Here is a 22,922-nt window from a genome sequence, read left to right on the forward strand (position 1 = left end):
AACTGTGACAACCAAGCTGTCCCAACCATCATCCATTTGGGCGGATCCTAGCTTGGCAACTGCGCCCGAGCAGCCATTGAAGTCGGTTGGAGCGTACTCAGAGCGAACGACTCCCGATGGACAGGTGCGTCCGCACTGGCAATGGTTGTCGCAACAGCTTGATCAATTGGGGCCAGATGAGCTTTCCAGGCGTAGTGCCGCGATTGCCGATATCATTCGCGAAAACGGTGTCACGTTTCGTTCCGCTGCAACCAACGATTCAGCAGCCGAAATCAATCGGCCGTGGCAACTGTCGGTGATCCCGTTTGTGATTCCGATCCAGCAATGGGATCCAATCGCTGCCGGACTACAGCAGCGGGCGCGATTGTTGCAACGCATTCTTGCCGATCTTCATGGCCCACAGCGACTGATTCGCGAGGGCGTGATTCCGGGCGAATTGCTTTGGCGGAACCCGTATTACTACCGAGCCTTTCAAGGGCTTGCTGGCGCGCAGCCACAGCTGCATTTGAGTGCCGTGGACTTGGCACGCGGCGCTGATGGCAATTGGTACGCAACTGGAGATCGCACGCGAGCGCCTAGCGGACTGGGGTACTTGTTAGAAAATCGAGTGGTCACCGGTCGCGTGATGTCGGGTTTGATTCGACGCAGCAATACCGTGCGTTTAGCATCGTTCTTTGATCGATTTAAGAGTCACTTGCGTTCCTTGGCCAGTCAAAGTGACAACCCATGGATCGGCATCATGACGCCACCGCGCGGCAGTTACCGGGGCTTCGAAGACACTTACTTGGCCCGTTACTTGGGGCTGCCGTTGGTGCAGAGCGAGGACTTAGCTGTTCGCGGTGGATCGCTGTATTTAAAGACGCTCGGTGGCTTGCAATCCATTGATGTGTTGTGGAGACATGTCAGTGATCGACTTTGCGATCCCTTGGAACTGGCCGGCGACTCCAACCAAGGAGTCACGGGGTTGCTGCGCTGTCTACGCCGTGGCAGCGTTGCCGTTGCCAACGCCGTGGGAAGTTCCTTGGCGCAGTGTCCCGGTATGATGGCTTATCTTGATGCTGCAAGTGAGTTCTTTGACGGCAATCCGTTGCAATTGAAGTCACAGCAAACACTGTGGTGCGGTGATCCTAATGACTTTCAACAAGTGCTGGCCGACCCGCATCAATGGGTGTTTCGCAATGCCTTTCGCGTCAGCAGTGACCTGCCTGTTTGTTTGCAAGATCTTGATGCAGCCCAGGCGGAGAACTTCTTGGGCCAACTGCGGAAGCACCCGCAAAGCTACATCGCCCAGCGTGTCGCCAGTTTTAGTTTGACTCCGTTATGGAGTGACAATCGAATCAAGCAACGCGCGATGGTATTGCGTAGTTTTCAGCTACATGAAAAAGACAGCATCAATGTTCTGCCCGGTGCGTTGGCGCGGGTGGGTGAGAATACGCTGGAACTGACCACTTCACCGGTCAGCGGTCACTTGACGTTAGATTGCTGGGTGACGAATGATCAACCGGTTGGCACGCACCAGAGTCTGTTGCATGATAGCAAGACACCGGTGCAGATTCGTCGGGTTGGTGATGAACTTCCCAGTCGCGTTGCCGAGCATCTTTTCTGGCTGGGACGATATGCTGAACGTTCGGAATCGATCGCCCGGGTGATGCGCACCACCATGGACTTGATCGCTGGTGAAGACGATTGGGTGAACTTGCCGGCTGTGCCGCGTTTGATTCGTCAATTGGCAGTGCAGGGGCAGATTGAACCTGGTTTCGCAGTGGATTCCTTGGCGGCCACGCTACCGGATATCGAACAGATGTTGCCCGCCTCTTTGTTGGATCGTGATCAGGCCTTGGGCTTGGTGCGTTCGATGGGTGCGGTGATTGGCAACACCATCGCCGTGCGCGATCGCTTGTCCAGCGAAGCCTTCCGAATCGCTCAGCGGGCTTATCGTGATTTGACGCATTCGCCCTTGGCACATCCCACAGGCTCCGTCCCGAAAATACAGATCAGCGAAGCGATTGAGCGAGTCGAGCGTCTGATCGTCGATTTGTTGGCCTTGGCGGGGCTGACCAGTGAAAGCCTTGTTCGCAGCCACGTGTGGCAGTTCGTGGAACTTGGTCGTCGGATTGAACGCGCCGATCAAACCAGCGAGTTGTTGCGGCAAACGCTGGTGCCGGCAACGGATCAGGGAAAGTCAATTTGCGAAGCGGTGTTGCGGGTCACGGACTCGTTGATGACCTACCGTGCACGCTATCTGAATCTGATGCGATTGGCTCCCGTGATTGATCTGCTGGTCACCGATCCGACCAACCCGCGTTCGCTGTGTTTCCAGTTGCAGCAGACTCTGAAGGTGATCGATCTTCTGCCGACCCGTCAAGCCGCTGGCACGGATGATCTGTTGCGATCATTGGCTGAGAACTTGTTGCAACAGGTGGCAGACGCCGATCCAATGCAACTGGCTGAAGTCGCCGAGGATGGCACGTTAAATCATCTCGACGCGTTACTGGAGATCTGCTCGCGAGAACTCCCCAAGCTTTCTGAAGCTCTGGTCGCGCGCTACCTGATTCACACCTCACCACGGCAGTTGTTAACGGGCTCACAGCGATGATGAATCAAACGGGCAATCAAAGTCAGCAACAGAGTGGCCCAGTCGCCGAACCCTTGGGGTCGCAATCTCCGGCCCAGGAAGCCGTGCGGTACAAGATTCGCCATCAGACGCATTACCAGTACAGCGAGAATGTAGCGGTCTGCCAAAACCAAGTGCGTATGCAACCTGTGTCGCGTCCCCCTTGTCATTGCTTGTCCAGTGATCTAACCATCACGCCCACGCCAAGTAGCCAAGAGGAACACCGTGATTACTTTGGGAATCAGGTCACAACCTTCTCGATTGAATCTTTGCATGACTCGTTGTTCGTCGAATGCGTCAGTCTGGTCCAGGTCCGTGCTTCTGGCATCAGCGTGCAAACGAGATCCCCGAGGTTCGAGGAGGTGATCGGGTTGACCGATCTGCGATCCAATGCGATCCCCGCGACCGACACTGGTTTTCAGCCACTGATTGACGAATACAAGAACCCGTCCCGTCGTGTCCGGTTGAGCGATGATTTTGCCGGTTACGCACGCCAAGAATTCTCCGGTGGTCGACCGATTTTGTTAGCCGCATTGGGGCTGACGCAACGCATTCAAAACGATTTTAGCTACGACACCACGACCACGGATGTCAATACACCCACTGAACAAGCGTTTCAAATGCGTTCAGGGGTATGCCAAGACTTTGCCCACGTGCAGCTTGCATGCTTGCGTTCGTTGGGATTGCCCGCACGATACATCAGTGGCTACCTGCGCACGGTTCCGCCGCCAGGCAAGCCGCGTTTGATTGGTGCTGACGAGTCGCATGCCTGGGTTGAACTTTACGCTGGGCGTGAGTTGGGTTGGGTTGGGCTGGATCCCACCAACGGGACGTTTGTGGGAACCGATCACATCCCTGTTTGCATTGGATTGGACTATGAAGATGTCAGCCCGATGCGTGGCGTGGTGTTAGGAGGCGGTACGCACCATTTGTCGGTCAGCGTCGATGTTGAACCGGTGCCGGCCGGTCAGTAGCCAAGTGCTCCCTCAGCCGTTTTGGCGCTGGCCAGGATCGGGTCAGCAACACTCTGCTGTTTTGCGGGAGGGTTCAGTCAACGGTTCTCTCAGCAACACCCTTGTATGTTACATTCTAGTGGTGTTTCGTTGGACACTACAGATGCAGTTGCTTTAGCCTCTGAGCGTAGCGAAGAGGCTAAAGCAACTGCGGCCGACGGCAGATCGTTGACCCTCGAGTGCTGCAACGCAGATACTGTGCGGGAGCTGGATCGTCGTCGGCCTTTGGTAAATAGCCCGAACAGCCGCCTGAGCCGAGACAAGCTCTCGAGCTCGCATTTGCAAGGAAGGGATACATCCAAGATGAGTTTTCAACACTTTATCGGAATCGATGTCTCAAAAGCCAAGCTTGATCTCGCGTTTGATGAACAAGCCACGACAACAGTCGTTCCCAATGATCCAAAGGGAATTGATGAGCTAGTGGATTTGTTGCCAGAAGCGAAGTCTTGCCTGATCGTAATTGAGGCCACTGGCAACTACGAACGTCCACTCGCTGTGCGACTTGTTGAAGCCGGCCATGTTGTCTCTGTGGTCAATCCGAGACAAGTGAGAGACTTTGCCAAAGCGATTGGAAAATTGGCAAAGACTGACAAGATCGACGCACGCATCATCGCACTGTTTGGGAAATTGACGAGGCCTCGAGCCGTCGCCAAAACCAAGCAATTGCAGGGTGAATTGGATCAGCTTGTGACTCGAAGAAGACAGTTGATCGGCACCAGAACTGCCGAGAAGAACCGACAGGGACAAGCCGTGTCCGGAGCGGTTCGCAAGAGCATTCAGCGCGTTCTCGATGCAATCAACAAGGACATCAAAATGATTGATCGTGAGATCCAAAAGCTTGTGCAGTCTGATGATGACTGGAAGCATCGCGCCGAATTACTTGGGACGATGCCTGGTATCGGCGATGTGACATCAGCAACGATCATTGCAGAGTTACCAGAGCTTGGCGACCTGAACCGACAGGAAATCGCCTCGCTCGTTGGACTAGCACCGTTCAACCGGGACAGCGGGCAGATGCGAGGCAAGCGTTCGATTTTTGGAGGCCGTGGATCAGTGCGATCGGCGCTCTACATGGCCGCACTGAGTGCTCGCCGATACAACCCAGCGATCGCAGCCTTTTCCAAGAGACTGGCCGAACAAGGCAAGCCTCCAAAGGTCGTTATTACCGCATGCATGCGCAAAATCCTCATCACACTCAACACAATGGTCAAAACAAATACAGCATGGGAAAATCCACAAAACGCTTGACATCTAACACAGCCGCTCCCGCTTGCGGAAGGGTCGGCCGATTTGCGGTGGTGGCATGCTGGTGAGTGTGCCGAGTTGCAAGGCGGCGACATTGGTTGTCTCAACGGCCGGCCGGGGAGGGCTTCTTTGTGGCGGCTTGCGGTTGGCGTTGCCAACCACTTCACCCTCACCTCGCTTAGGCTCGACTCTCCCGCCAGCGGGAGAGTTCAGTCAACGAAGGGGCAACGGCTCTGTTGTGGCGGCTTGCGGTTGGCGTTGCCAACCACTTCACCCTCACCTCGCTTAGGCTCGACTCTCCCGCCAGCGGGAGAGTTCAGTCAACGAAGGGGCAACGGCTCTGTTGTGGCGGCCTGCGGTTGGCGTTGCCAACCACTTCACCCTCACCTCGCTGACGCTCGACTCTCCCGCCAGCGGGAGAGTTCAGTCATGAATCACCTCAGCCGTTTTGGCGTTGGCCAAGGTTTGGTCACAACGACGGCAGCATCCCAAAAACGGGGCCTTACGGCCTGCGTTAATGGGGGACGAGACTAACGGCCGACACCGCGCAGGTCAAACGTGATTGGGTAATCATTTGGTGAACGGGAAGGTGGCAGGTCGGGGATCATCAATTTGCCGCCGGTCAGTGTGTGCGTTTCAAATCGTGCACTGCGACGTGCGTCGGCTTCGTACGCATTGATGGGAAACACTTCGTGAGCTCGTCCACTGGGGTCGGCTGCATGATAGCGGCAACCAGCCATGGAGCGATTGCTGAACCGATTGACCAGTTCAATTTGCAGCGGCACGTTGACTCCGATCGTCGGATGCAGGCAGCGTGGAGCTTGCCAGGCACGGTACTTGATCCCGGCCAAGTAGCGCCCCGTGATCTCACTGGGGTGCATGGGAACTTGATGTCCGTTGCACAACACTGCGTGTTTGGCTGGATCAAAGCCATCAAGCGTCAACTGTAGACGCTCCATCGAGGAATCAACAAAGCGTGCCGTGCCGCCTCCGGCGGGGTCTTCACCCATCAAGTACCAGGGTTCGATGGCATTGCGAAGTTCCATGCGAACGTCTCCGGTGACCATTTCGCCGATCACTGGAAAGCGGAATTCATACTGGGGCAAGTACCAACCTGGATCAAGGCTGACGCCCAGTTGACCGATTTTATCCAGGGCGTTGCAGAGATCTGTCCAGACAAAGTGAGGCAGCATGAAGCGATCATAAAGCATGGTTCCCCAGCGCACCAAGGGTTGCTTATAGGGCTGATGCCAGAAGGCGGCCACGACACCTCGAATCAGCAATTGCTGGGCCAGATTCATTTGTGGGTTCGGTGGCATTTCAAAGCCTCGGAATTCAACCAAGCCCAACCGGCCTGTGCTTGAATCCGGTGAATAAAGCTTATCAATGCAGATCTCTGCGCGGTGCGTGTTGCCCGTCAGGTCGACCATCAGATCACGGAACAGACGGTCAACGGTCCAGGGCATGATGTCTTGGCCATTCTGCTCAAGGCGATCGACTTCAGCCAACGCAACTTCCATCTCATAGACGCTGTCGCGGCGGGCTTCGTCCATCCGTGGCGCTTGGCTGGTCGGGCCGATGAATTTTCCGCTGAACAAGTACGACAGAGCGGGGTGATTGTGCCAAAAGCGAATCATGCTGGCCAGCAGGTCGGGGCGCCGAATGAACGGGCTGTCCTCTGGCGACTGGCCACCGAGCACGATATGAGCCCCGCCGCCGGTGCCGGTGTGAATTCCATCGAGATCAAACTTCTGGGCCGTTAAGCCGCTTTCGCGAGCCTTTTCGTAGATCGTTTCTGTTAATTCAACCAGCTCTGGCCAACTCTTGCTGGGCTGCACGTTCAGTTCGATCACGCCGGGGTCCGGTGTGACTTTGAACAGTTCCACGCGGTGATCATTCGGCGGAAGATAGCCTTCGATGATCACTGGGATTTCCAAGTCGGCGCAGGTTTCTTCTACCGCGGCAAGCAAGTCCAGGTAGTCTTCAAGTCGCTGAGTAGGCGGCATAAAGAGATGCAGCCTGCCGTGGCGAACTTCAATGCACAACGCAGTGGGAATGACTTCTGCATCGGGGACAGGCTGTTCTTTTTCTGCTTCCAGCTGATTGGTGATGCGTTCGATGCGACTGGGTTCTTGGCGAATCGGGACGGCCGGTGGCAGTGGCGACCGTGGCGCGAACGGGTCAACCGGCAACTGTTCATGGGCTGGCACACTGGATGATTTTGGAAGTCGGTCCAAAGGCAGCCGCAGCCCGATGGGTGAGTCACCTGGAATCACATACACTTTTTCGCCACGCATCGGCCAGGTTCCGCCGACCCAACCAGCATGCGCTTGCCACCAAGCACGTTTGAGCGGCATCACAAACCCTACCGGACGATCGAGTCCTCGCTGGAACGCACGCATCATCATGGCGCGCTCGTTGGGGTCCTCCAATTTGGGATCCGTTGGATCAACGTCCTTGGGCAGCTTTTGTTCGCGCCACAGGTAGTAAAACGTGTCCTCATAAACAGGGAACGAAAGCTTGGCGTCGATCCCCAGCACGCCCGAAAGGTGTTGGACAAAACGCTCTGCGTCGGCATCCTGATAATCATACTGCTTGCCTTCATCTGCAATCCAACGCGCGTCCTGCCAAACCGGTTGGCCATCTTTACGCCATAAACAAGTCAGCGCCCAACGCGGCAGGCTTTCCCCGGGGTACCATTTGCCTTGCCCGTAATGCAGCAGTGCACCGGGCGCCAGTGTGTCGCGCAATTTGAGCAATAGCACATTGGAAAGCACCCGTTTCTCTTCGCCAACCGCTTCGGTGTTCCACTGCGGGTCATCGGTGTCTTGGATGCCGACGAAGGTTGGTTCGCCACCGATGGTCAAGCGAACATCGCCATCATCCAAGAGTTGATCAACCTGATCCCCAGCAGACACAATGCTCTGCCACTGATCATCGGTATACGGTTTGGTGGTCCGAGGAGACTCCAGCACCCGGCGTACCGACATTTCGTGTCTGAATTCAACGTCGCAGGCTTCGTGGCCGCCAGTGATCGGTGCGGCATCGTTGTAGTGCGGCGTGCAGGCCAGGGGAATGTGTCCTTCGCTAGCCAGCAAGCCGCTGGTCGGGTCCAAGCCAATCCACCCACCACCGGGCACATAGATCTCCGTCCAGGCGTGTAGGTCACAGAAGTCCTCGTCCGGACCGGCGCCTTCACTTGGATCAACAGGCTTTTCATCAGCTGTTAATTGAATCAAGTAACCTGAAACGAACCGCGCTGCGACTCCCAGATGGCGAAACGCTTGGGTCAGCATCCAAGCCGAATCACGGCAGGAACCGCTCGCTAATTCGAGTGTTTCTTCTGGAGTTTGCACACCCGGTTCAAGCCGCACGGTGTAGCGAATCAGTTCTTGGGCTTGACGATTGACGTCGACGAGGAAATCGATCGTCCGTGGCATCTTCTTGGGTAATGAGTCAACCCACTGCCCGAGTTTTGGTGTCAGAGGCTCTGGTGTGATGTAGGATTCCAACTGTTTGGCGATCGCTGGATCGTACTCAAAGGGCCACTCCTGAACCTCTTCGTCCAAAAAGAAATCAAACGGGTTGATCACGGTCATGTCCGCGATCAGGTCGATCTCGATACTCAGTCGGTCTGTTTTCTCTGGGAAGACCAAGCGAGCCATGGGATTGGCAAAGGGATCCTGTTGCCAATTGATGAAGTGCTCGTCGGGCGTGACCTTCAGGTTGTATCCTGCAATCGACGTTCGGCAGTGGTAGGCCGGTCTTAACCGAACGAGTTGGGGGGCCAGTGAAATTCGCTTATCGTACTGATAATGCGTTTGATGATTCAGGGCGACGCGAATAGTCATTTGCTTCCAATAGCGTTAAAGTAGTCGTTGGCAATCGCCTGGCCGATTTCGTTGAGTTGAGTTTGCAGGTCATCGATGAAGCGATGCATGCCACCTGACAAGACTTCTTTCACGTCCATGCTTTGTAGGCGATGCCGGAGGGAGGCGATCTGGTTGCTCGATGCGCTGGGGAATTCAGCATCGCATTGCTTATGAATTTCACGCACTGACCAATCCGCACCTGCCACGCAGGCATAAATGCTGCGTGTAAAGGTTTTGTGGAAGATGAAAAACGAGACGATCTTTTCGATATCCATCAGGTGGTGTTCGCGACGATAGGCCTCAAAGCCACTGATGGCCAGCAGCAGGTTGGACCACTGCAGATCATCGACCGCGGTGCCGACGTCTTCAATGCGAGGCAGTAAATTAAAGTACTTGGCATCGAGGATTCGTGACGTCTTATCGGCTCGCTCGATCAATCGTCCCGCATTCAGAAATTGCCAGCCCAAGTCATGGCTCATGGTGCTGTCTAAAACGCCAGTCCACATCAAGGCATGGTTGCGAATCTCGACGAAGAATTCGCCGGTTGGTTGGCTCAATTGTGAAGGGCCAGCATCACGTACGAAGTGATAAAAGTCGTTCAGCTGTTCAAATGCCTCGGTGGAGATCGATTCGCGGACGCCTCGCGCGTTTTCACGAGCAGCACGCAAACAGCAGACCATCGAACTGGAATAATCTCGATCAAAGCCCAAGAACTGCACGACATTTTGAGGATCCGCGCGACCGTAGCGGGCGGCGAATTCCTTTTGATCCCCGGTGACTTCTACCAAGGGTGTCCAAGGGTCAACCAAGGTGTCGGGATGCTCCAACGTCATTTGCAAGGTGACTTCCAAGAAACGAGCCAGGTTTTCAGCCCGCTCGACTTGACGTCCCATCCAGTAAATTGATTCGGCGACTCGTGAAAGCATGTGATTTGAAGGCTAGGTGACGATTGCGATGGCCGGTAACGATGGCCCGTTAAGTGACCATCAATGATTGCAAGCAAGAACGGATTAAGTCGAAGGAGAGGATGCCGTGGCGACATCTTGGCCGCTTTCAGCCACAACCCAGGTGTCTTTGCTGCCGCCTCCCTGAGAGGAATTGACGACTAGCGACCCCTTTTTTAATGCCACTCGCGTTAGGCCGCCCGGCAATACCCAGACGTCATTGGGGTGGCTGCACAGAATGTACGGCCGCAGGTCGACATGGCGGCCTTCCAGTTTGTCGTCAATGGCCGTGGGCACGCGAGAGAGTTGCAGTGTGGGCTGAGCAATCCAATTGCGTGGGTTTTTCTTGATCTTCGCAGCAAATTCGCTGCGTTCTTCTTTGCTGGAGTGAGGCCCGATCAGCAACCCATAGCCACCTGATTCACCCGCAGGTTTGACAACCAGTTCATCAAGATGCTCCAGCACGTACTTGCGATCGTCGGCACGTTGACAGAGATACGTTGGCACGTTCGGCAAGATCGGTTCCTGACCCAAGTAATAGCGAATCATTTCCGGAACAAAGGAATAGATCACTTTGTCATCCGCCACGCCTGTTCCAGGTGCATTGGCAAGTGCGACGTTGCCAGCGCGATACGCATCCATTAAACCAGCAACGCCGAGTACGCTGTCTTTACGAAACGTTTTTGGATCCAGGAAATCATCATCCACTCGCCGGTAGATCACATCAACGCGTTTCAGGCCAGCCACCGTGCGCATGTAGACGATGTCACGATCGACCACGAGGTCGCGTCCTTCCACAAGCTCGATTCCCATCTGTTGCGCCAGGAACGAATGCTCGTAGTAAGCACTGTTGTAGATCCCCGGTGTAAGGATCACCACGGTGGGGTCCGAGACTTGTGGCGGCGCGACATCACGGAGCATCTGGAACAATCGCGAGCAATAGTTGTTGACCGGTCGAACATTCGAGGCACTAAACGCTTGTGGGAAGTTGCGTTTCATCACATGCCGATTCTGCAGCACATAGGAAACCCCAGAGGGACAACGCAGGTTGTCCTCTAAAACATAGACGGCTCCCGAGTTGTCTCGGACAAGGTCGGTCCCGGTGATGTGACACCAAACATCGTTAAACGGTTTCAGCCCCTGGCAGGCCTCCAAGTACCCGGGGGCACTCTTGATCAGATCCTCCGGAATGATGCCTTCCTTGACAATGTTCTGCTCGTTATAGACATCGCAGAGAAAGAAATTCAAGGCGCTGATTCGCTGTCGTAATCCCGCTTCGATGTGTTTCCAAAGCATCGAGGAGATGATTCGAGGCACGACATCAAAGGGGAAGATCTTTTCTGTCCCCGTTTTGTCGTTGTAGACGGTGAACGTGATGCCCATGTGGTACAGCAATCGCTCGATCGCCTGCTGGCGGCGACTGAGTTCGCCGTCGGGCATTTCCTGGAACAGGCGAATCAGTTGCTCTGCATCGGGCCGTGCAACTCCGTTTGCTTCGACGAGTTCGTCGTAAAACGCGTCTGTACTATAGCCTGGGAGCACGATCTTCGTCCGCTCGGATGAGCCGTCGGAAGGGCTAAAGGAACTGGAGTCCGCAGCGCTCTTCTGTGACTGCTGCATGGTTGATTCTCGTGGTGGCGGTTTCTGGCAACAAGATGCGAGGCAACGTTCGACGTTGCATTGAATGGGTGCCGTAACCTGTCGGTCACAGCATACGATCGCAATCGATAAAAACAGCATTCACCACCTGAACCAATGCATGGTTCATGAAGTGAGTGTTGAATTTGATCGACCCGCCTGACGATCGGTTCTGGTGCGTCGGACGCTAGCTGAGTTTTCAGCGAGCGGCCGAGCCATTGAGAAAAAATGGGAGCCTTCACAGAGGTGTCGCAGTGCCGATTGCCTGGGTGACTTGTTGCCAAGTCTGGCACATTAACATGTACTTCGTCGCCTGTTCCCGATTTACTTCAATTTATCGTACCTAAACAGTTCCCATTGGCCACTAAGTCGCACTCGCAATGTACCTTGTGGCATCTGGATGACCATAAATGCCCCGTTACGGTGAAAGCGTTCGTGCGCGTGCAGGTCGTTCACTCGAGAATGATTGTCACATCCCCACTCGATTCGCGTTCTGGTCCTAGTTTGCGTCAGGCTTTCCGCAGGGAAGGGATGATCCGCATGGATTGTCCGAAAGTATCGCACGTTCACGTCTTGAATAATTTTTAATGAAGTCGCTTTTAAAGTCTCTGTATCGCAAAACCCCTCTGCTCAGCTTGCTCTCTGGCGTGTTTGTCTTCGTTTCATGCTCGGCGATGTTGTTGACCGGATACGATCTGTCTTCTGCAGGGGCCTTGGCTCTGGGGGGATTGCCTCTGACGGCGGCGGTCCTGGATGTCGTTCGTCTGTTGCCACGGTCCGGAGCGAAGCTGAAGCAGGAGCTGGCAGCAGGGGATTCCCAGGGTGGCGCAGACCTACAGCAATTTCTGCAGGATCGAGCCGACGACTTGACGGCTCGCGAAACGCAGCTGACTGAGCAATCGCTGTTGTTGCAGCAGTGGTTACAGTTCCCTGACGCGATGGACTGGAATCAACGAGCGTCAACTGATCCCAGTTTGATTGATCATGCACAATCCGTGAAAGCCGATCCGCTGGCCAAGCATGATGTGGAACTCAAGCAACTGATTGAAGGCAAGACTCACGAGTTGTTTGAGGACATTCGCAATGACGTGTACCGCACTGAAAAGGGAGGTGTCAAGGTTTTCGATTACGGCCGGATTCGAGCCGACTTGTATCGCTTATTGGCTGACGTGGTGGCAATCTACAAGCCAGGCGAGCAGGACTTTCTTTTGAAGACCAATCCGGAGGCGTCGACTCGCGCGATTGGTCATGCTTCCTTGCGTCTGATGGTGGCCGCAGAGAGTTTGCCAGGCAATGTCTACCAGTACAATTTTCAAACCATTTATGACATGGTCAGCCGAGCGGTCAAGGCGTTTGGTTATTACAAAACCGCTAAGCCTTACTTGGACATCGCGTCGAGCGTCTTTTATGCCGGACGATTTGCCTCCGGCGCCAGTCCAATCACCTTGGCCGCTTGGTGGGCAGCGTCAAAAGCAACCACCTATGGTGCGTCGCGTCTCAGCGAGCATGTCATCAATGAACAGGCGATCGGTTTGATTCGGCAGTTGGTCGAAATCTTTGCTGTCGAAGTCGCTGCCATCTATAGCCCGCAGGTTCGTTATCGTGATGCTCAATGGATCTATGGTGTTGAGTTGGTGCATTTTGCCAGTAAAGTGCCGCTACCGCCTGAGGTCCGTTTAGCTGCCCTTGGTGAGCTTGGCAAACTGACCCTGCGTGCTGAATACGGCCGCGTGTCTTTGATGCGACAATTGGCGAGTGGCGCGACGTCGCGGCCGGACCAATATCTGCCCGCAGAAAGTCTTTCACAGCAAGATCGCGTGATTGTCGCTCAGCAGTTGGAACAGTTTGTGACCACGCATCTGCTCAAAGCATCGGTCCAGCAGGTCTCCAGTGAGCAGCTTCATCAGTGGTTTGCTGAGGTCGCCGAGCGACTGCAAATTGCGATCAAGAAATGGGGGCATGAACTATCGGACCAGGAGCAATTGGTGGCCGCCTGCCAGACGCTATTGGCGTTTCGCTTGGAATTCTTTGGTGAAGATGCGGCAGCGGCGATCAAGCAACTTGATGGAACCAAGACATTGTCCCAGTTATCGATAGAGGAACGTCGGCAATGGGAAGCCGATGGTTTAAGCGAGCCGCCATTTTTCTTTGCCCCGCCACCTCTTCCCCCTGAGGCCCAGATCTGTGAACGCTGGTTCGATGACTTGTTGGCGATGGTGCCGCCCTTGCCGCCAGCAGCCACACAAATCGGCGATTCGCAGCTCAGTGCAGAGGTGAAGCTTGAAGCTGGAAGCGAGTTCCTGTTGCGGAGATGGCTGGGACAGGATGCGATGCTGCAGGCCGCCTATTTCTTGCGAAAAGACGCCCAGCAGATTCAGGCTCGCTATCAGGAAGCCAGTCAACAAGAGCTCTTTCAGCAGTGCCAAAACCCAGCTGACGACAGCAAGACGCTGCCGCCGGTTTTGTTCTTGCAACAGCAACTGGGCGGAGTTCAGGTTGCTGCGCACTATCAATGCAGCGAAATCCAGACTGATGACGCGCGAGTCACTGGCGACGGCTTTTTAACTCAGCTGGGTGATACCTTGGTCGCCTATCAAGTGAGTGAGGCCAGCGACGATCCCGCTCATCAAGTGTTGTACCTGGTCGCAATCGCCAAGCGTGATCAAGTCCAAGCTACAAAACAGAGTGGTTACTTGCGGAGTTCCTGTCGCCTGCGATTTCCCTCTGGCGAATCAGTGACGGTGGTGGGAGGGGCGTTTAGCAGTTACGAAACCTTCTTCGCCGATCTACGCGTGTAGAAGCAGTTTCCATCCGCCGCATTGGCGTTCGCCACGGTTCGCTCAACAACACCCTCCCGCTTGCGGGAGAGTGCAGTCAAAGCTCATCCGCCGCATTGGCGTTTGACAAGCTTTTTGCGGTCTACTGGGGCGATGACGGTTCCGGGCGTGGGTTCAGCGAGTCGTAGTGCTCCGCTGAGACACCTGACCAAACCGGCGACGATCCCCACAGCGGTACCGTCGGCAATGTGGACTCCCAGGTCCCCAGGGCTTCAAACATCTCTTCAAACTCAGCGTGATGGGTCTGCCGCTTGTTGTTGGCTTCAGCGATGTCTTTGCCAACGTCAAAGAGTTCAGCGGGGCGATGTGAAAGTCGGACTAATTTGTGCTTACCGAACAGGATGGCGGCTTGGCCTTGTAATCGCCAATGCAAACGACGTTGGGAATCGAGCGAGACATCGGTCAGCTGTGGCAAAACATCGATCCCATCGTAGGGACCGGCGAGTTCGACCATGCGTTTGCGATTCCGCGCGTCTTGATGGCTGGGTGGATCGTTCAGCGGGAGTGGCTGCGAACCAGCAGCACTCATAAACGTTGGCATCAGGTCCAAGGAACTGATCACGGACTTGCAAACCTGGCCGGCTTGAAACTGTTTGGGCCAAGTCCAAATCATGGGGATCCGAATGCCGCCTTCACGCATGGTGCCTTTGGCACCTCGCAAAGGGCCATTCCAGCTGGCGTTGCTGGTCGCGCCCCCGTTGTCGGAGAAAAACACTAGTAGCGTGTTGTCCCATTGGCCGCTGTCTTCAAGGGATTGACGGATTCTGCCGACGTTTCGATCCAGTGCGTAAACCATCGCGGCATAAGTGCGCCGCTTCTTGTCCGTGATGTGCGAGAATCGCTCCAGATCATTCGGCAGAGCCTGCATTGGAGTATGCGGCGCGTTGTAAGAGAAGAAGACGAACCAGGGTTGTTTGGGCTGCTGTTCCGATTGCCAGTCAATGAAACGCAGACCCTCATCGGTGAAGAAGTCGGTGATGTACTCGCTGGAGAATTCTGTTACCGGCGTGCCATTGCGTTCGATAGAGTTCCTGCCGTTGAGCGGAAAGTAGCTATGGCTGCCGCCCAGCATGCCACAGAAGTGATCAAAGCCACGTTGATTGGGATGAAATGCTTCCCCTGTCCCCAAATGCCACTTGCCAATCAGCGCGGTGGCATAGCCGGCTGATTTCAATTGATCTGCCAGAGTCTGTTCACCGGTGGGTAAACCAAGCAGTTCGGGACGCGTAGCGTAGGAATTCGCGCTGGCATTTAAATTACCTTCATAGCCGAACCGTCTGGGGTCTCGACCGGTCATCAAGCCTGCGCGTGATGGGGAACAAACCGAACTCGCTACATAAGCATGGCGACAAAGCACTCCCGCAGCAGCCAGTTGGTCAAGGTTTGGCGTTTCGAGTGTTTGGCTGCCCATGCAGCCCAAGTCGCCATATCCCATGTCATCCGCCAAGATGACAACAATGTTTGGCGGACGCTGATTCTGCTGAGCCTGTAAAAGACTCTGGGATAGCAGGCACATCAGCACGGTCGCGATGACAAGCGGCGTTCGAGCGAGAAAGGAAAGCACGATAGGCATGAGAAACTGAGCCAAACGGGAAACGCAGTGGAAATGAAAAACACCCCCTCGAAGTCTGGCGACGGGGTGTTGGCAATTCCAGTTTAGTCAATTGGTTTGACGGTTAACAGCGAAGAATGTTTCAGATGTCGTCGGCAACCTTTTTCAAATGCTGCTGAAGCTCTTGCTGAATGGTCGCAGGCTGGTTGGGGGCTCTGCTGGGGGCTCTGTTGGCCTCTAAATCACTTACCACTTGATTCAGGTCTTGCAACTGTTGCCTGACGACGCGTTGACGCTTAAGCATCTTGGCCTTGATTTGTTTGGAGCTTTCGCCAACGAACGCAGGGATCTCTCGTTCGCGTAGGCTCGCTTGAAGATCCGCTTCAACTCGCTCAATGTGAATGTGATCAACGTCCGGTAGCTCACCAACTTCTCGGGGGACTCTTAGCAGTTTGGACGAAGAAACGGTGCGTCTGTCTTGGGTGTCCAAGTTTGCTTCGTTTTCAGCAGTCACGCTTTCCAAGGATCTCGACAGGATTATTAGCAGGGCGAATGCGGAGACAGCAATCACGCTCATCTTGATCTTGTAAGCTCGCGCGGAAGCTTTGAGGGCCTGTTCCTCACGTGGAGTCCGATCAGACCCCAAGTCATTCATGTAGTAATCGGGCAGCTTGGAGTTTGGTTTTTGCTTGGAAGTTGGCATGATGGGCGTTCAGAGTTAACAGACGGGGGCGATCAATGCATTTGTTGACTGGTCGAAGGATCGTGACGCAATGTTTCACTGTGTCAAAATGGTTGGCAGGTTGTTGGCAATCTCTTGAAAGATCCGGACCAAGTCCGCCCCCGTTGCAGCGTGATAGTGTTTGCCACCGCCAACGGCGGCGACATTTCGCATCGCTCGAGTATCTGCATTGGGGCCAAAGGTAACCGTATGAATGACCATCGGGATTTCCGCGATCAGTCGTTGGGCAATGGGCCCGGCCCAGGGGGCTTCGTTCTCCATTCCATCGGTCATCACAACCATGGTTTTGGCTGCGTAGGGACGAGCACGCGCATCGGCAAGTGCACGAATGCCTTGGTTCATTCCTTGTCCAATCGCCGTTCGCCCACCGGTATTTAGGCGATGGACAACACGCCGAATTTGGTTGAGGTCCTTTTCCAGCAGATTGTCGAGGGACGCCGCAGTTGAATAGCTCGCGAGCGAAACCTGTTCTTCTTGTGGTGTTTCGTCCAAAATATCTAAGAACGCATCCACCGCAACGACGAGGTCTTGCCAAGCATTTCTCGGCGCCATACCGTTTTCGTAATAGTCCTCGTAGACGGCCTGTTGATAGCTCACGCTGTCGTAGCCATCTGCATAGTAGTAGCGATAGCTGCCGGAGTTTCCATTCCAGGAACGGTTGACCATGCCTTGGTCAACGGCCCAGTTGATTGCGGAATTGCTGAAGGGGTCTTGGCCTGGTTCCCAGGGGAGATCCAGGTCGTCCATCGATCCCGATCGATCCAGGACCAGTGAAATGTCGCGGTCAACCTGCATCGCCACCGAGGGCCAGGAGACTTCAAACTCGTTGATCCCTAGCAGTCCTGGCAGGATCACAGGCACCGGATTGTTCAGTGAGTTGTTGGTGCGATTGCCAATCACTTGGAACGCGCTGGCGGTCAGGCCGCCGCGAACCGCAGCGGTCGAGAGGGGTTGGAATTCGTAACGAGCCAGGACGCCGCCTGGCTGCACCCCGATGCCGAAGATGATTTCCCCGTCGTTGTCTCCGGTTTTCAGTGCCAGCGGTTCGCCGTTGACAACATTCATCGCGGCCGTTGCTGCTGCTGCTTGGATTCCAGAATCAACGGACTGGGTCTCGCTAAATGCTCGCCCGCCGGCGCGAGCTGCGGCATCAGTGGCGACCATCAGTTGGGTTCTGGTGAGCTGCATGTGCGCGCTGTTGATCGCAAATGCAGCCAGCATCACCAGCACTGGGAAGATCAATGCCATCACGCCCATGATGGCGCCACGTCGGTTGTCTCGGCACTGTTGTTTTGTCGCGACGTTGATTTGTCCCATGACCTGTTCCTCACCGCTTGGTGAAAAGGCTAGCTAAAAGAAGTGATTAAAACGCGCATCAGGCACGGTTGGGTGCCGTTGACGCGCTAATTGGTATCTTGGTTGAAGTAGTGTTCGTAACGCTCGGTATTCATGCGGGCGGTGGTTGTTAACGTTTTGTTGCCGAACAGTCTGGGTGTCAGTAAAGCGACTTCATTTAGATTCACCGACACCGTGACATCAACCCAAAGTGTGTCGCGATCAATCGTGGGGACATCGATGGTGTAGCCATTGTTGATGATCATGCCCAACACTTGTCTGGCTTTGGCTTCAGCTTCCTCTGCTGTTGCACCGGGCACAACCACATGCCGGGCAGCCGTGTAAGCGGCATCCTGAGCGAGATTGCGAATCATGTTCATGCGAGCAATCTCGATGCAGGAGAAGCACAGGAAAAAGAAAAGGTTGGCGCACATCGCAAATTCAACTGCAGTGGCGCCGAGGCGTTGTCCATCGCGCTGGCGACGGATCGGACGAGCGCGATGTCGATGGCTTCTTGATGAGATCATGAGGTGTTCCTGGGGCTGACGAGCTGGGGCTGACGAGCTGGGGCTGACGAGCTGGGGCTGTTTGTTGGTCAAGACCCTTGGTTGGGATCACCCACTTGTGGGTTGCGATATTCCTTTCGCATCGTGCAATCTGCCGACAGGGTGTCCTTGGTGAAACGCCCCCAAGGCACGAGTAAATTGCCTTCTGTTGAAAGCGTGACGCGGACGGTTACATGTTGCAGTTGTTCGGCGTCTGTAAAGCCCGGGCTGCTTAAGGCGACGCTGCCCGCGTCGTAGGAAACATTGCGTTCATCAAGCACTTGGTAGATGCGGTTGATGACATCTTCGTCGGTTCGACCGCGAGCGACCCCGGCTCGTGCGCCCTCATAGGCCGCCAGCGTGATGGTTTCCTTCAAGAAAAACAGGGAGCAGAGGTCCAGCGTTGCCATGGTGAAAACCAGCAGCAGCGGGACACAGAATGCCAACTCGACAGTCGCGACCCCTTTGCGATCGGGCCAGCGAGAAACGCAATGAGTTTGGTCATTGCGCAGAGATTGCCTGCGGCGAAACATGATGGGCACTCCGGCTAAAAGTGTACAAGCGCGTTCTCGCTAATAGGGTGAGAAACGCACAGTCAACACGGTGGACCCTATGCCATGAGGGCTAGGGGGCAAGCGATTTCACCGAAGATTTAGCCAAACACATGATGTTTTTTTGCGGAGGGTCGGTCGCCGTTGCGTGGCCTACCTCATTGCGGCGAGTTTCATTGTCAGAAAGGTGTTAGGTGACGGAGGCGTGCAGGATGCCTGCCACGGGGTGGGGCTGTGGGGCGAATTATCCGTCCCGTTTTCACGAATTTGGCGGCCTAATGACGGTTCTCATACCAGGTTTCAACTGATGCTCTGTCTTGAGTGCCCCCAATTTAGTGAGCCCAGGCTCTTTGTCTCTGCTCCATACCATGCCCTTATCTGAAACACGGCTTATGAGTCCTTTCATCCCTTTTTTCGTGCGTTCGGGCGACAAAGCGGCTCGCCGCCCAGGCGATCGCCGCGGCGCAACCGTCGTTGAAATGGCTGTCGTGATGCCGGTCTTTTTCATGCTGGTTTTCGGCCTGATTGAGTTCAGTCGTGCAGTCATGATCCAGCAAACGATGACCGATGCAGCTCGAGCGGGTTGTCGGCGTGCCAGTTTGGCGTCTTGCAATGATTCCGGTGTCGCGGAGGCAGCGGCACGCGATTAGTTGACTCAGGTCGTGAACGATCCTGCAGCCTGCAATGTTGCGATCGCCCCCAATGGCTTGTCGGCACTGGAGCCTGGGACTGAGATCACGACCACGGTGAGCACGAACTTTTCCGATGTGTCCTGGCTTGCGCCAAATTTTCTTGACGGCGTCACGATTAGCGCCACCGCGACCTCGCTTCGGGAGTAAGCCCATCATGAACGATTCTGCATTATTCAATCAACTTCGCGCTGGTTCTGGTTCCCGCGCCCGTGCAACTCAGGCACCAGTCGCTGGGGTTTCTCGGCGTCTCGCAAGACGCAAGGCTGCATCACGCAAGGCTGCATCACGCAAGGGTGCAGCGGTCGTCGAATTTGCCTTTGTTGCTCCCGTTTTGGTGCTGATGGTCTTGGGCAGCATTGATGTTGGCCAGTCGATTAGTGTGTCGCAAGTGGTCAATGACGCCTCGCGCGCCGGAGCACGTGAGGCCTCCAGAGATCGAGCAACCGATACCGCTCAAGTCAGCAATGCAGTGACGTCCTACTTGCAACAGAACTTTCCGAACGTTGCTGCGGAAACCTTGGCTGGTCACACGCCGATCACCGTCGCTGATCGTGCGGGGACCGCCGTCAATGGGGACATGAACGCCTTGCAGACGGGGGATGCCGTCTCCGTGACCGTGACGCTGCAGTACGAGTCCGTACGTTGGACACCTGGTTTTCCCGGTTTGTCCAATTCGGCATTCACAACGACCACCGTGATGCGGCGTGAATAGCGCCAACGCATCATTCTGTATTCCTTATTTGTTTCCCTTTGATCGGTGTGTGAGTTTGGTAGGCAAACTCGTTTTGCTACGCAATCATTTTTGATTGATTTTTAACGCTTTGAAGTTTAAACACCTTTTGGATATAAGTTCGATGAGTCACTTCAGTCCTTACTGCTGGCCGACTAGGCGGCCAACTGCACACAGGACGGGGGCGATCGCAGTGATCGCCGCCGTGCTGTTGATACCGATGGCAGCGATGCTCGCGTTCGCTGTTGATTACGGATACTTGCTTCGTGAGCGATCTGAATTGCAGCGTGCTGCAGATGCGGCGGCACTCGCTGGCGTTCAAGATTTAGTGCCCGATGACCAGGGCGTTCAAGATGTCGCCACGGCGATGGCAACCATTCGGGAATATGTTGCCGCGAATATGACGGAACTTGAGGGATTCAATGTTGCGGATGCAGACATCGAAATCGGTCGATTCGATCCAGACATGATCTACGATTCTGTCTCGCTCTTGCAGGACGGGACGCTGGATACGATTCGAGTGACCCTGCGTCGAGATGGTGAGACGAATCCGGCGATACCACTCTTTTTTGCCAACGTGTTTGGCATGGACACCTCCGATGTCGTCGTCACGGCGACCGCTGTCTTGCAGAAAGCGCGTTACATTCCGCCAGGTTCGGATGTCTTGCCATTTTCCATTCCCCAGAACGAATGGAACAATATGGCGCAGAACGAGGTTTGGAATATTTACGGGGACGGACGGCTTGAAGACAGTCATGGGCACCTGATTCCTGGCAACTGGGGAACGGTTGACATTGGCAACGAAAACAACAGTACCGCAGACCTGTCTGATCAAATCATCAATGGGCTTCGCCAAGATGATCTGGATGAACTGTACGGTGATGGGCGAATTCCGACCAACGAATACATCGATGGTGACTTGGATTTCGACGTCCAGGCGGATACCGGTCTGTCGGGCGGGATGAAGCATGCGGTGAAGCAGATTCATGGTCAGACACGTCTGATCCCAATCTACAACGGTGTCAGTGGCAACGGCAATAACACCGAATTTAGCATTGTCGATTGGGCCGTGTGCCAAGTGGTGGACTCGCGTTTCCAAGGCTCGAAGAACACTTATGTTCGCGTCAAGAAGGCGTTCATCTATGACGGTGATTTGCGGCCACAACCTGATCTGGCAGTCAGCGAAGGATCGATCGTCGGTGCCTACACGGTACCCGTGCTGGTGGATTAGGCGATTGAACAGATCACGAGAATGATGTGGAAGACACGCGTTTGCCAAGGCAAGCGTAAAGAAGGGGCGTTTGAAGCAATTGGATTCCTTGACAGACAGTTTCATTCGTCCTGCTTCAGCACTGATGTCAGTGTTGAGGCAGGCCGAAAATTGAGCAACACGGACTTTACGATCATGGCTTTCTCAAAATCTCCTCAACCAACTGGCTGCCCAGGCCAGGCTCGCAAAGGTGCGATCGCCGCAACAACGGCGCTGCTGCTGATTCCGATCGCCGGAATGCTGGCCTTTGCGGTTGATTATGGCTACGTGCTTCGCGAGCGATCTGAACTTCAACGGATGGCCGATGCAGCCGCCTTGGCCGCCGTGCAGGAACTTGTGCCCAAGGCAGACTTGTCCCAAGATCTGGCTGCTACGCGAGCAGCGGTTCGCCAGTACGTGCAAATGAATTTGACTGATTTCGATGCCTTCACGGTCTTGGACGAAGACATTGAAATTGGTCGGTTTGATCCCGCAACTGTCTTTACAAACTTGACGATTGTCAATGATGGCGTGGCCGATACGGTCCGCGTGACGTTGCGTCGTGACACTGCCACCAACCCCGGCGTGCCAATGTTCTTCGCACGTGTGCTTGGCATGGACAGTTCCGACGTGGTTGTGACCGCTACGGCCGTGCTGCAGAAAGCGCGTTACTTGCCACCAGGATCTAGCGTGTTGCCGTTTTCCGTGCCAGAGAGTCATTGGAATGGTTTGCCGGAGGGGCACGTTTGGAGTATTTACGGGGACGGACACTTGGAGGATGGGGCTGGCAATATGATTCCTGGCAACTGGGGAACCGTCGATATCGGCATCTCGAATAACAGTACCCGTGACTTGAGCGACCAAATTCGTGGTGGGCTGTATCAAGACGATTTAGATGCGTTGAACGGCGAAAGTCGAATTCCCACCGACGAGTACATCGACGGTGATCTGGACTTTTACGTCAACGGTGACACCGGGCTTTCCGGCGGGATGCGACACGCAGTCGCCGACGTGCATGGTCAGACTCGACTGATTCCGATCTACGACGACCTGGCCGGCCATGGTGGCGGCACAGAATTTCGAATCGTGGATTGGGGCGTTGTTCAAGTGGTTAATAGTGAGTTTCGCGGCAACGGACGCACGTTTGTCGAAATTAAAAAGACCTATCTTTATGATGGCGACTTGAGACCGAATCACGATTTGTCAGACACCTCACACAGCATCAGCGCTGCGTTTACAACTCCGGCATTGATTGAGTGATCGCTCGAGCAGCGACGAAAAGGCTGATTTTCCAAACCAAACAAGGCAGCATGCGACTTCTGGGTTGCATGCTGTCTTTTTTTGCGCGGTGCTGGAGAGAACG

The 22,922-nt window shown here is 54.9% G+C and carries 17 protein-coding genes; 9 read left to right on the forward strand and 8 right to left on the reverse strand.

The genetic code is table 11. From position 1 onward, the window contains the following. Positions 1-4 precede the first annotated feature (4 nt). The 3 genes from SV7mr_RS03940 to SV7mr_RS03950 all read left to right on the forward strand — a co-directional run bounded on the left by SV7mr_RS03940 (position 5) and on the right by SV7mr_RS03950 (position 4,875). Positions 5-2,596, forward strand: coding sequence for a circularly permuted type 2 ATP-grasp protein (locus SV7mr_RS03940; protein WP_145269422.1), 2,592 nt, complete (start codon positions 5-7; stop codon positions 2,594-2,596). Then, entirely contained in the window at positions 2,593-3,588 is a 996-nt protein-coding gene (locus SV7mr_RS03945) for a transglutaminase family protein (protein WP_419188062.1), read from the forward strand. The genes SV7mr_RS03940 and SV7mr_RS03945 overlap by 4 nt, the downstream gene beginning before the upstream one ends. A 342-nt stretch (positions 3,589-3,930) precedes the next feature. Beyond that, positions 3,931-4,875, forward strand: a complete 945-nt coding sequence (locus tag SV7mr_RS03950) for an IS110 family RNA-guided transposase (protein ID WP_145268727.1) — start codon at positions 3,931-3,933, stop codon at positions 4,873-4,875. A 527-nt stretch (positions 4,876-5,402) separates the two neighbouring features. Here SV7mr_RS03950 and SV7mr_RS03955 read toward each other — a convergent pair. From SV7mr_RS03955 to SV7mr_RS03965, 3 genes are all read right to left on the reverse strand, one after another. Beyond that, on the reverse strand, positions 5,403-8,723 hold the full coding sequence (locus tag SV7mr_RS03955) for a transglutaminase family protein (protein WP_145269424.1): 3,321 nt from the start codon (positions 8,721-8,723) through the stop codon (positions 5,403-5,405). Further along, on the reverse strand, positions 8,720-9,670 hold the full coding sequence (locus SV7mr_RS03960) for an alpha-E domain-containing protein (RefSeq protein ID WP_145269426.1): 951 nt from the start codon (positions 9,668-9,670) through the stop codon (positions 8,720-8,722). Before SV7mr_RS03960 ends, SV7mr_RS03955 begins: the two co-directional genes overlap by 4 nt. 84 nt (positions 9,671-9,754) lie before the next feature. Next, positions 9,755-11,308 (reverse strand): circularly permuted type 2 ATP-grasp protein, encoded by a 1,554-nt coding sequence (locus SV7mr_RS03965; RefSeq protein WP_145269428.1) that lies wholly within the window; start codon positions 11,306-11,308, stop codon positions 9,755-9,757. Positions 11,309-11,913: 605 nt separating this feature from the next. Here SV7mr_RS03965 and SV7mr_RS03970 point away from each other — a divergent pair. Further along, the gene (locus SV7mr_RS03970) at positions 11,914-14,124 is read left to right on the forward strand and encodes a hypothetical protein (RefSeq protein ID WP_145269430.1); all 2,211 of its coding nucleotides are present in this window, start codon (positions 11,914-11,916) and stop codon (positions 14,122-14,124) included. Positions 14,125-14,245: 121 nt separating this feature from the next. On the opposite strand, the gene SV7mr_RS03975 is transcribed toward SV7mr_RS03970, so the two are convergent. The 5 genes from SV7mr_RS03975 to SV7mr_RS03995 all read right to left on the reverse strand — a co-directional run bounded on the left by SV7mr_RS03975 (position 14,246) and on the right by SV7mr_RS03995 (position 18,870). After that, a complete protein-coding gene (locus SV7mr_RS03975; protein WP_145278007.1) occupies positions 14,246-15,679 on the reverse strand; it encodes a sulfatase-like hydrolase/transferase in 1,434 nt (477 codons plus the stop codon). Between the two features lie 178 nt (positions 15,680-15,857). Further along, the gene (locus tag SV7mr_RS03980; RefSeq protein ID WP_145269432.1) at positions 15,858-16,418 is read right to left on the reverse strand and encodes a hypothetical protein; all 561 of its coding nucleotides are present in this window, start codon (positions 16,416-16,418) and stop codon (positions 15,858-15,860) included. A gap of 75 nt (positions 16,419-16,493) precedes the next feature. Continuing rightward, the gene (locus SV7mr_RS03985) at positions 16,494-17,774 is read right to left on the reverse strand and encodes a vWA domain-containing protein (RefSeq protein ID WP_419188063.1); all 1,281 of its coding nucleotides are present in this window, start codon (positions 17,772-17,774) and stop codon (positions 16,494-16,496) included. 86 nt (positions 17,775-17,860) lie between these two features. After that, a complete protein-coding gene (locus SV7mr_RS03990) occupies positions 17,861-18,319 on the reverse strand; it encodes a TadE/TadG family type IV pilus assembly protein (RefSeq protein WP_145269434.1) in 459 nt (152 codons plus the stop codon). A gap of 68 nt (positions 18,320-18,387) precedes the next feature. Continuing rightward, entirely contained in the window at positions 18,388-18,870 is a 483-nt protein-coding gene (locus SV7mr_RS03995) for a TadE family protein (protein ID WP_145269435.1), read from the reverse strand. Positions 18,871-19,280: 410 nt separating this feature from the next. On the opposite strand from SV7mr_RS03995, the gene SV7mr_RS04000 reads away from it, so the two are divergent. From SV7mr_RS04000 to SV7mr_RS04015, 5 genes are all read left to right on the forward strand, one after another. Beyond that, positions 19,281-19,538, forward strand: a complete 258-nt coding sequence (locus SV7mr_RS04000) for a TadE family protein (RefSeq protein WP_419188064.1) — start codon at positions 19,281-19,283, stop codon at positions 19,536-19,538. Positions 19,539-19,550: 12 nt separating this feature from the next. Continuing rightward, the gene (locus tag SV7mr_RS25055) at positions 19,551-19,727 is read left to right on the forward strand and encodes a hypothetical protein (protein ID WP_419188065.1); all 177 of its coding nucleotides are present in this window, start codon (positions 19,551-19,553) and stop codon (positions 19,725-19,727) included. Positions 19,728-19,734: 7 nt separating this feature from the next. After that, a complete protein-coding gene (locus SV7mr_RS04005; protein WP_419188066.1) occupies positions 19,735-20,292 on the forward strand; it encodes a TadE/TadG family type IV pilus assembly protein in 558 nt (185 codons plus the stop codon). A gap of 142 nt (positions 20,293-20,434) precedes the next feature. Then, a complete protein-coding gene (locus SV7mr_RS04010) occupies positions 20,435-21,541 on the forward strand; it encodes a pilus assembly protein TadG-related protein (RefSeq protein ID WP_145269442.1) in 1,107 nt (368 codons plus the stop codon). 174 nt (positions 21,542-21,715) lie between these two features. Continuing rightward, positions 21,716-22,819, forward strand: a complete 1,104-nt coding sequence (locus SV7mr_RS04015; protein ID WP_419188067.1) for a pilus assembly protein TadG-related protein — start codon at positions 21,716-21,718, stop codon at positions 22,817-22,819. Positions 22,820-22,922: the final 103 nt, after the last annotated feature.

The sequence above is a fragment of the Stieleria bergensis genome, from assembly GCA_007745635.1.
Taxonomy (GTDB): Bacteria; Planctomycetota; Planctomycetia; order Pirellulales; family Pirellulaceae; genus Stieleria; species Stieleria bergensis.

Coding starts and splice junctions, on each gene's coding strand:
- SV7mr_RS04005 (WP_419188066.1), top strand. CDS start 19,735: ATGAACGATTCTGCATTATTCAATCAACTTCGCGCTGGTTCTGGTTCC.
- SV7mr_RS03965 (WP_145269428.1), bottom strand. CDS start 11,308: ATGCAGCAGTCACAGAAGAGCGCTGCGGACTCCAGTTCCTTTAGCCCT.
- SV7mr_RS03970 (WP_145269430.1), top strand. CDS start 11,914: ATGAAGTCGCTTTTAAAGTCTCTGTATCGCAAAACCCCTCTGCTCAGC.
- SV7mr_RS03975 (WP_145278007.1), bottom strand. CDS start 15,679: ATGTGCCTGCTATCCCAGAGTCTTTTACAGGCTCAGCAGAATCAGCGT.
- SV7mr_RS03950 (WP_145268727.1), top strand. CDS start 3,931: ATGAGTTTTCAACACTTTATCGGAATCGATGTCTCAAAAGCCAAGCTT.
- SV7mr_RS03955 (WP_145269424.1), bottom strand. CDS start 8,723: ATGACTATTCGCGTCGCCCTGAATCATCAAACGCATTATCAGTACGAT.
- SV7mr_RS03985 (WP_419188063.1), bottom strand. CDS start 17,774: ATGGGACAAATCAACGTCGCGACAAAACAACAGTGCCGAGACAACCGA.
- SV7mr_RS03990 (WP_145269434.1), bottom strand. CDS start 18,319: ATGATCTCATCAAGAAGCCATCGACATCGCGCTCGTCCGATCCGTCGC.
- SV7mr_RS03980 (WP_145269432.1), bottom strand. CDS start 16,418: ATGCCAACTTCCAAGCAAAAACCAAACTCCAAGCTGCCCGATTACTAC.
- SV7mr_RS04010 (WP_145269442.1), top strand. CDS start 20,435: ATGAGTCACTTCAGTCCTTACTGCTGGCCGACTAGGCGGCCAACTGCA.
- SV7mr_RS03960 (WP_145269426.1), bottom strand. CDS start 9,670: ATGCTTTCACGAGTCGCCGAATCAATTTACTGGATGGGACGTCAAGTC.
- SV7mr_RS03995 (WP_145269435.1), bottom strand. CDS start 18,870: ATGTTTCGCCGCAGGCAATCTCTGCGCAATGACCAAACTCATTGCGTT.
- SV7mr_RS03945 (WP_419188062.1), top strand. CDS start 2,593: ATGATGAATCAAACGGGCAATCAAAGTCAGCAACAGAGTGGCCCAGTC.
- SV7mr_RS04015 (WP_419188067.1), top strand. CDS start 21,716: ATGGCTTTCTCAAAATCTCCTCAACCAACTGGCTGCCCAGGCCAGGCT.
- SV7mr_RS04000 (WP_419188064.1), top strand. CDS start 19,281: ATGAGTCCTTTCATCCCTTTTTTCGTGCGTTCGGGCGACAAAGCGGCT.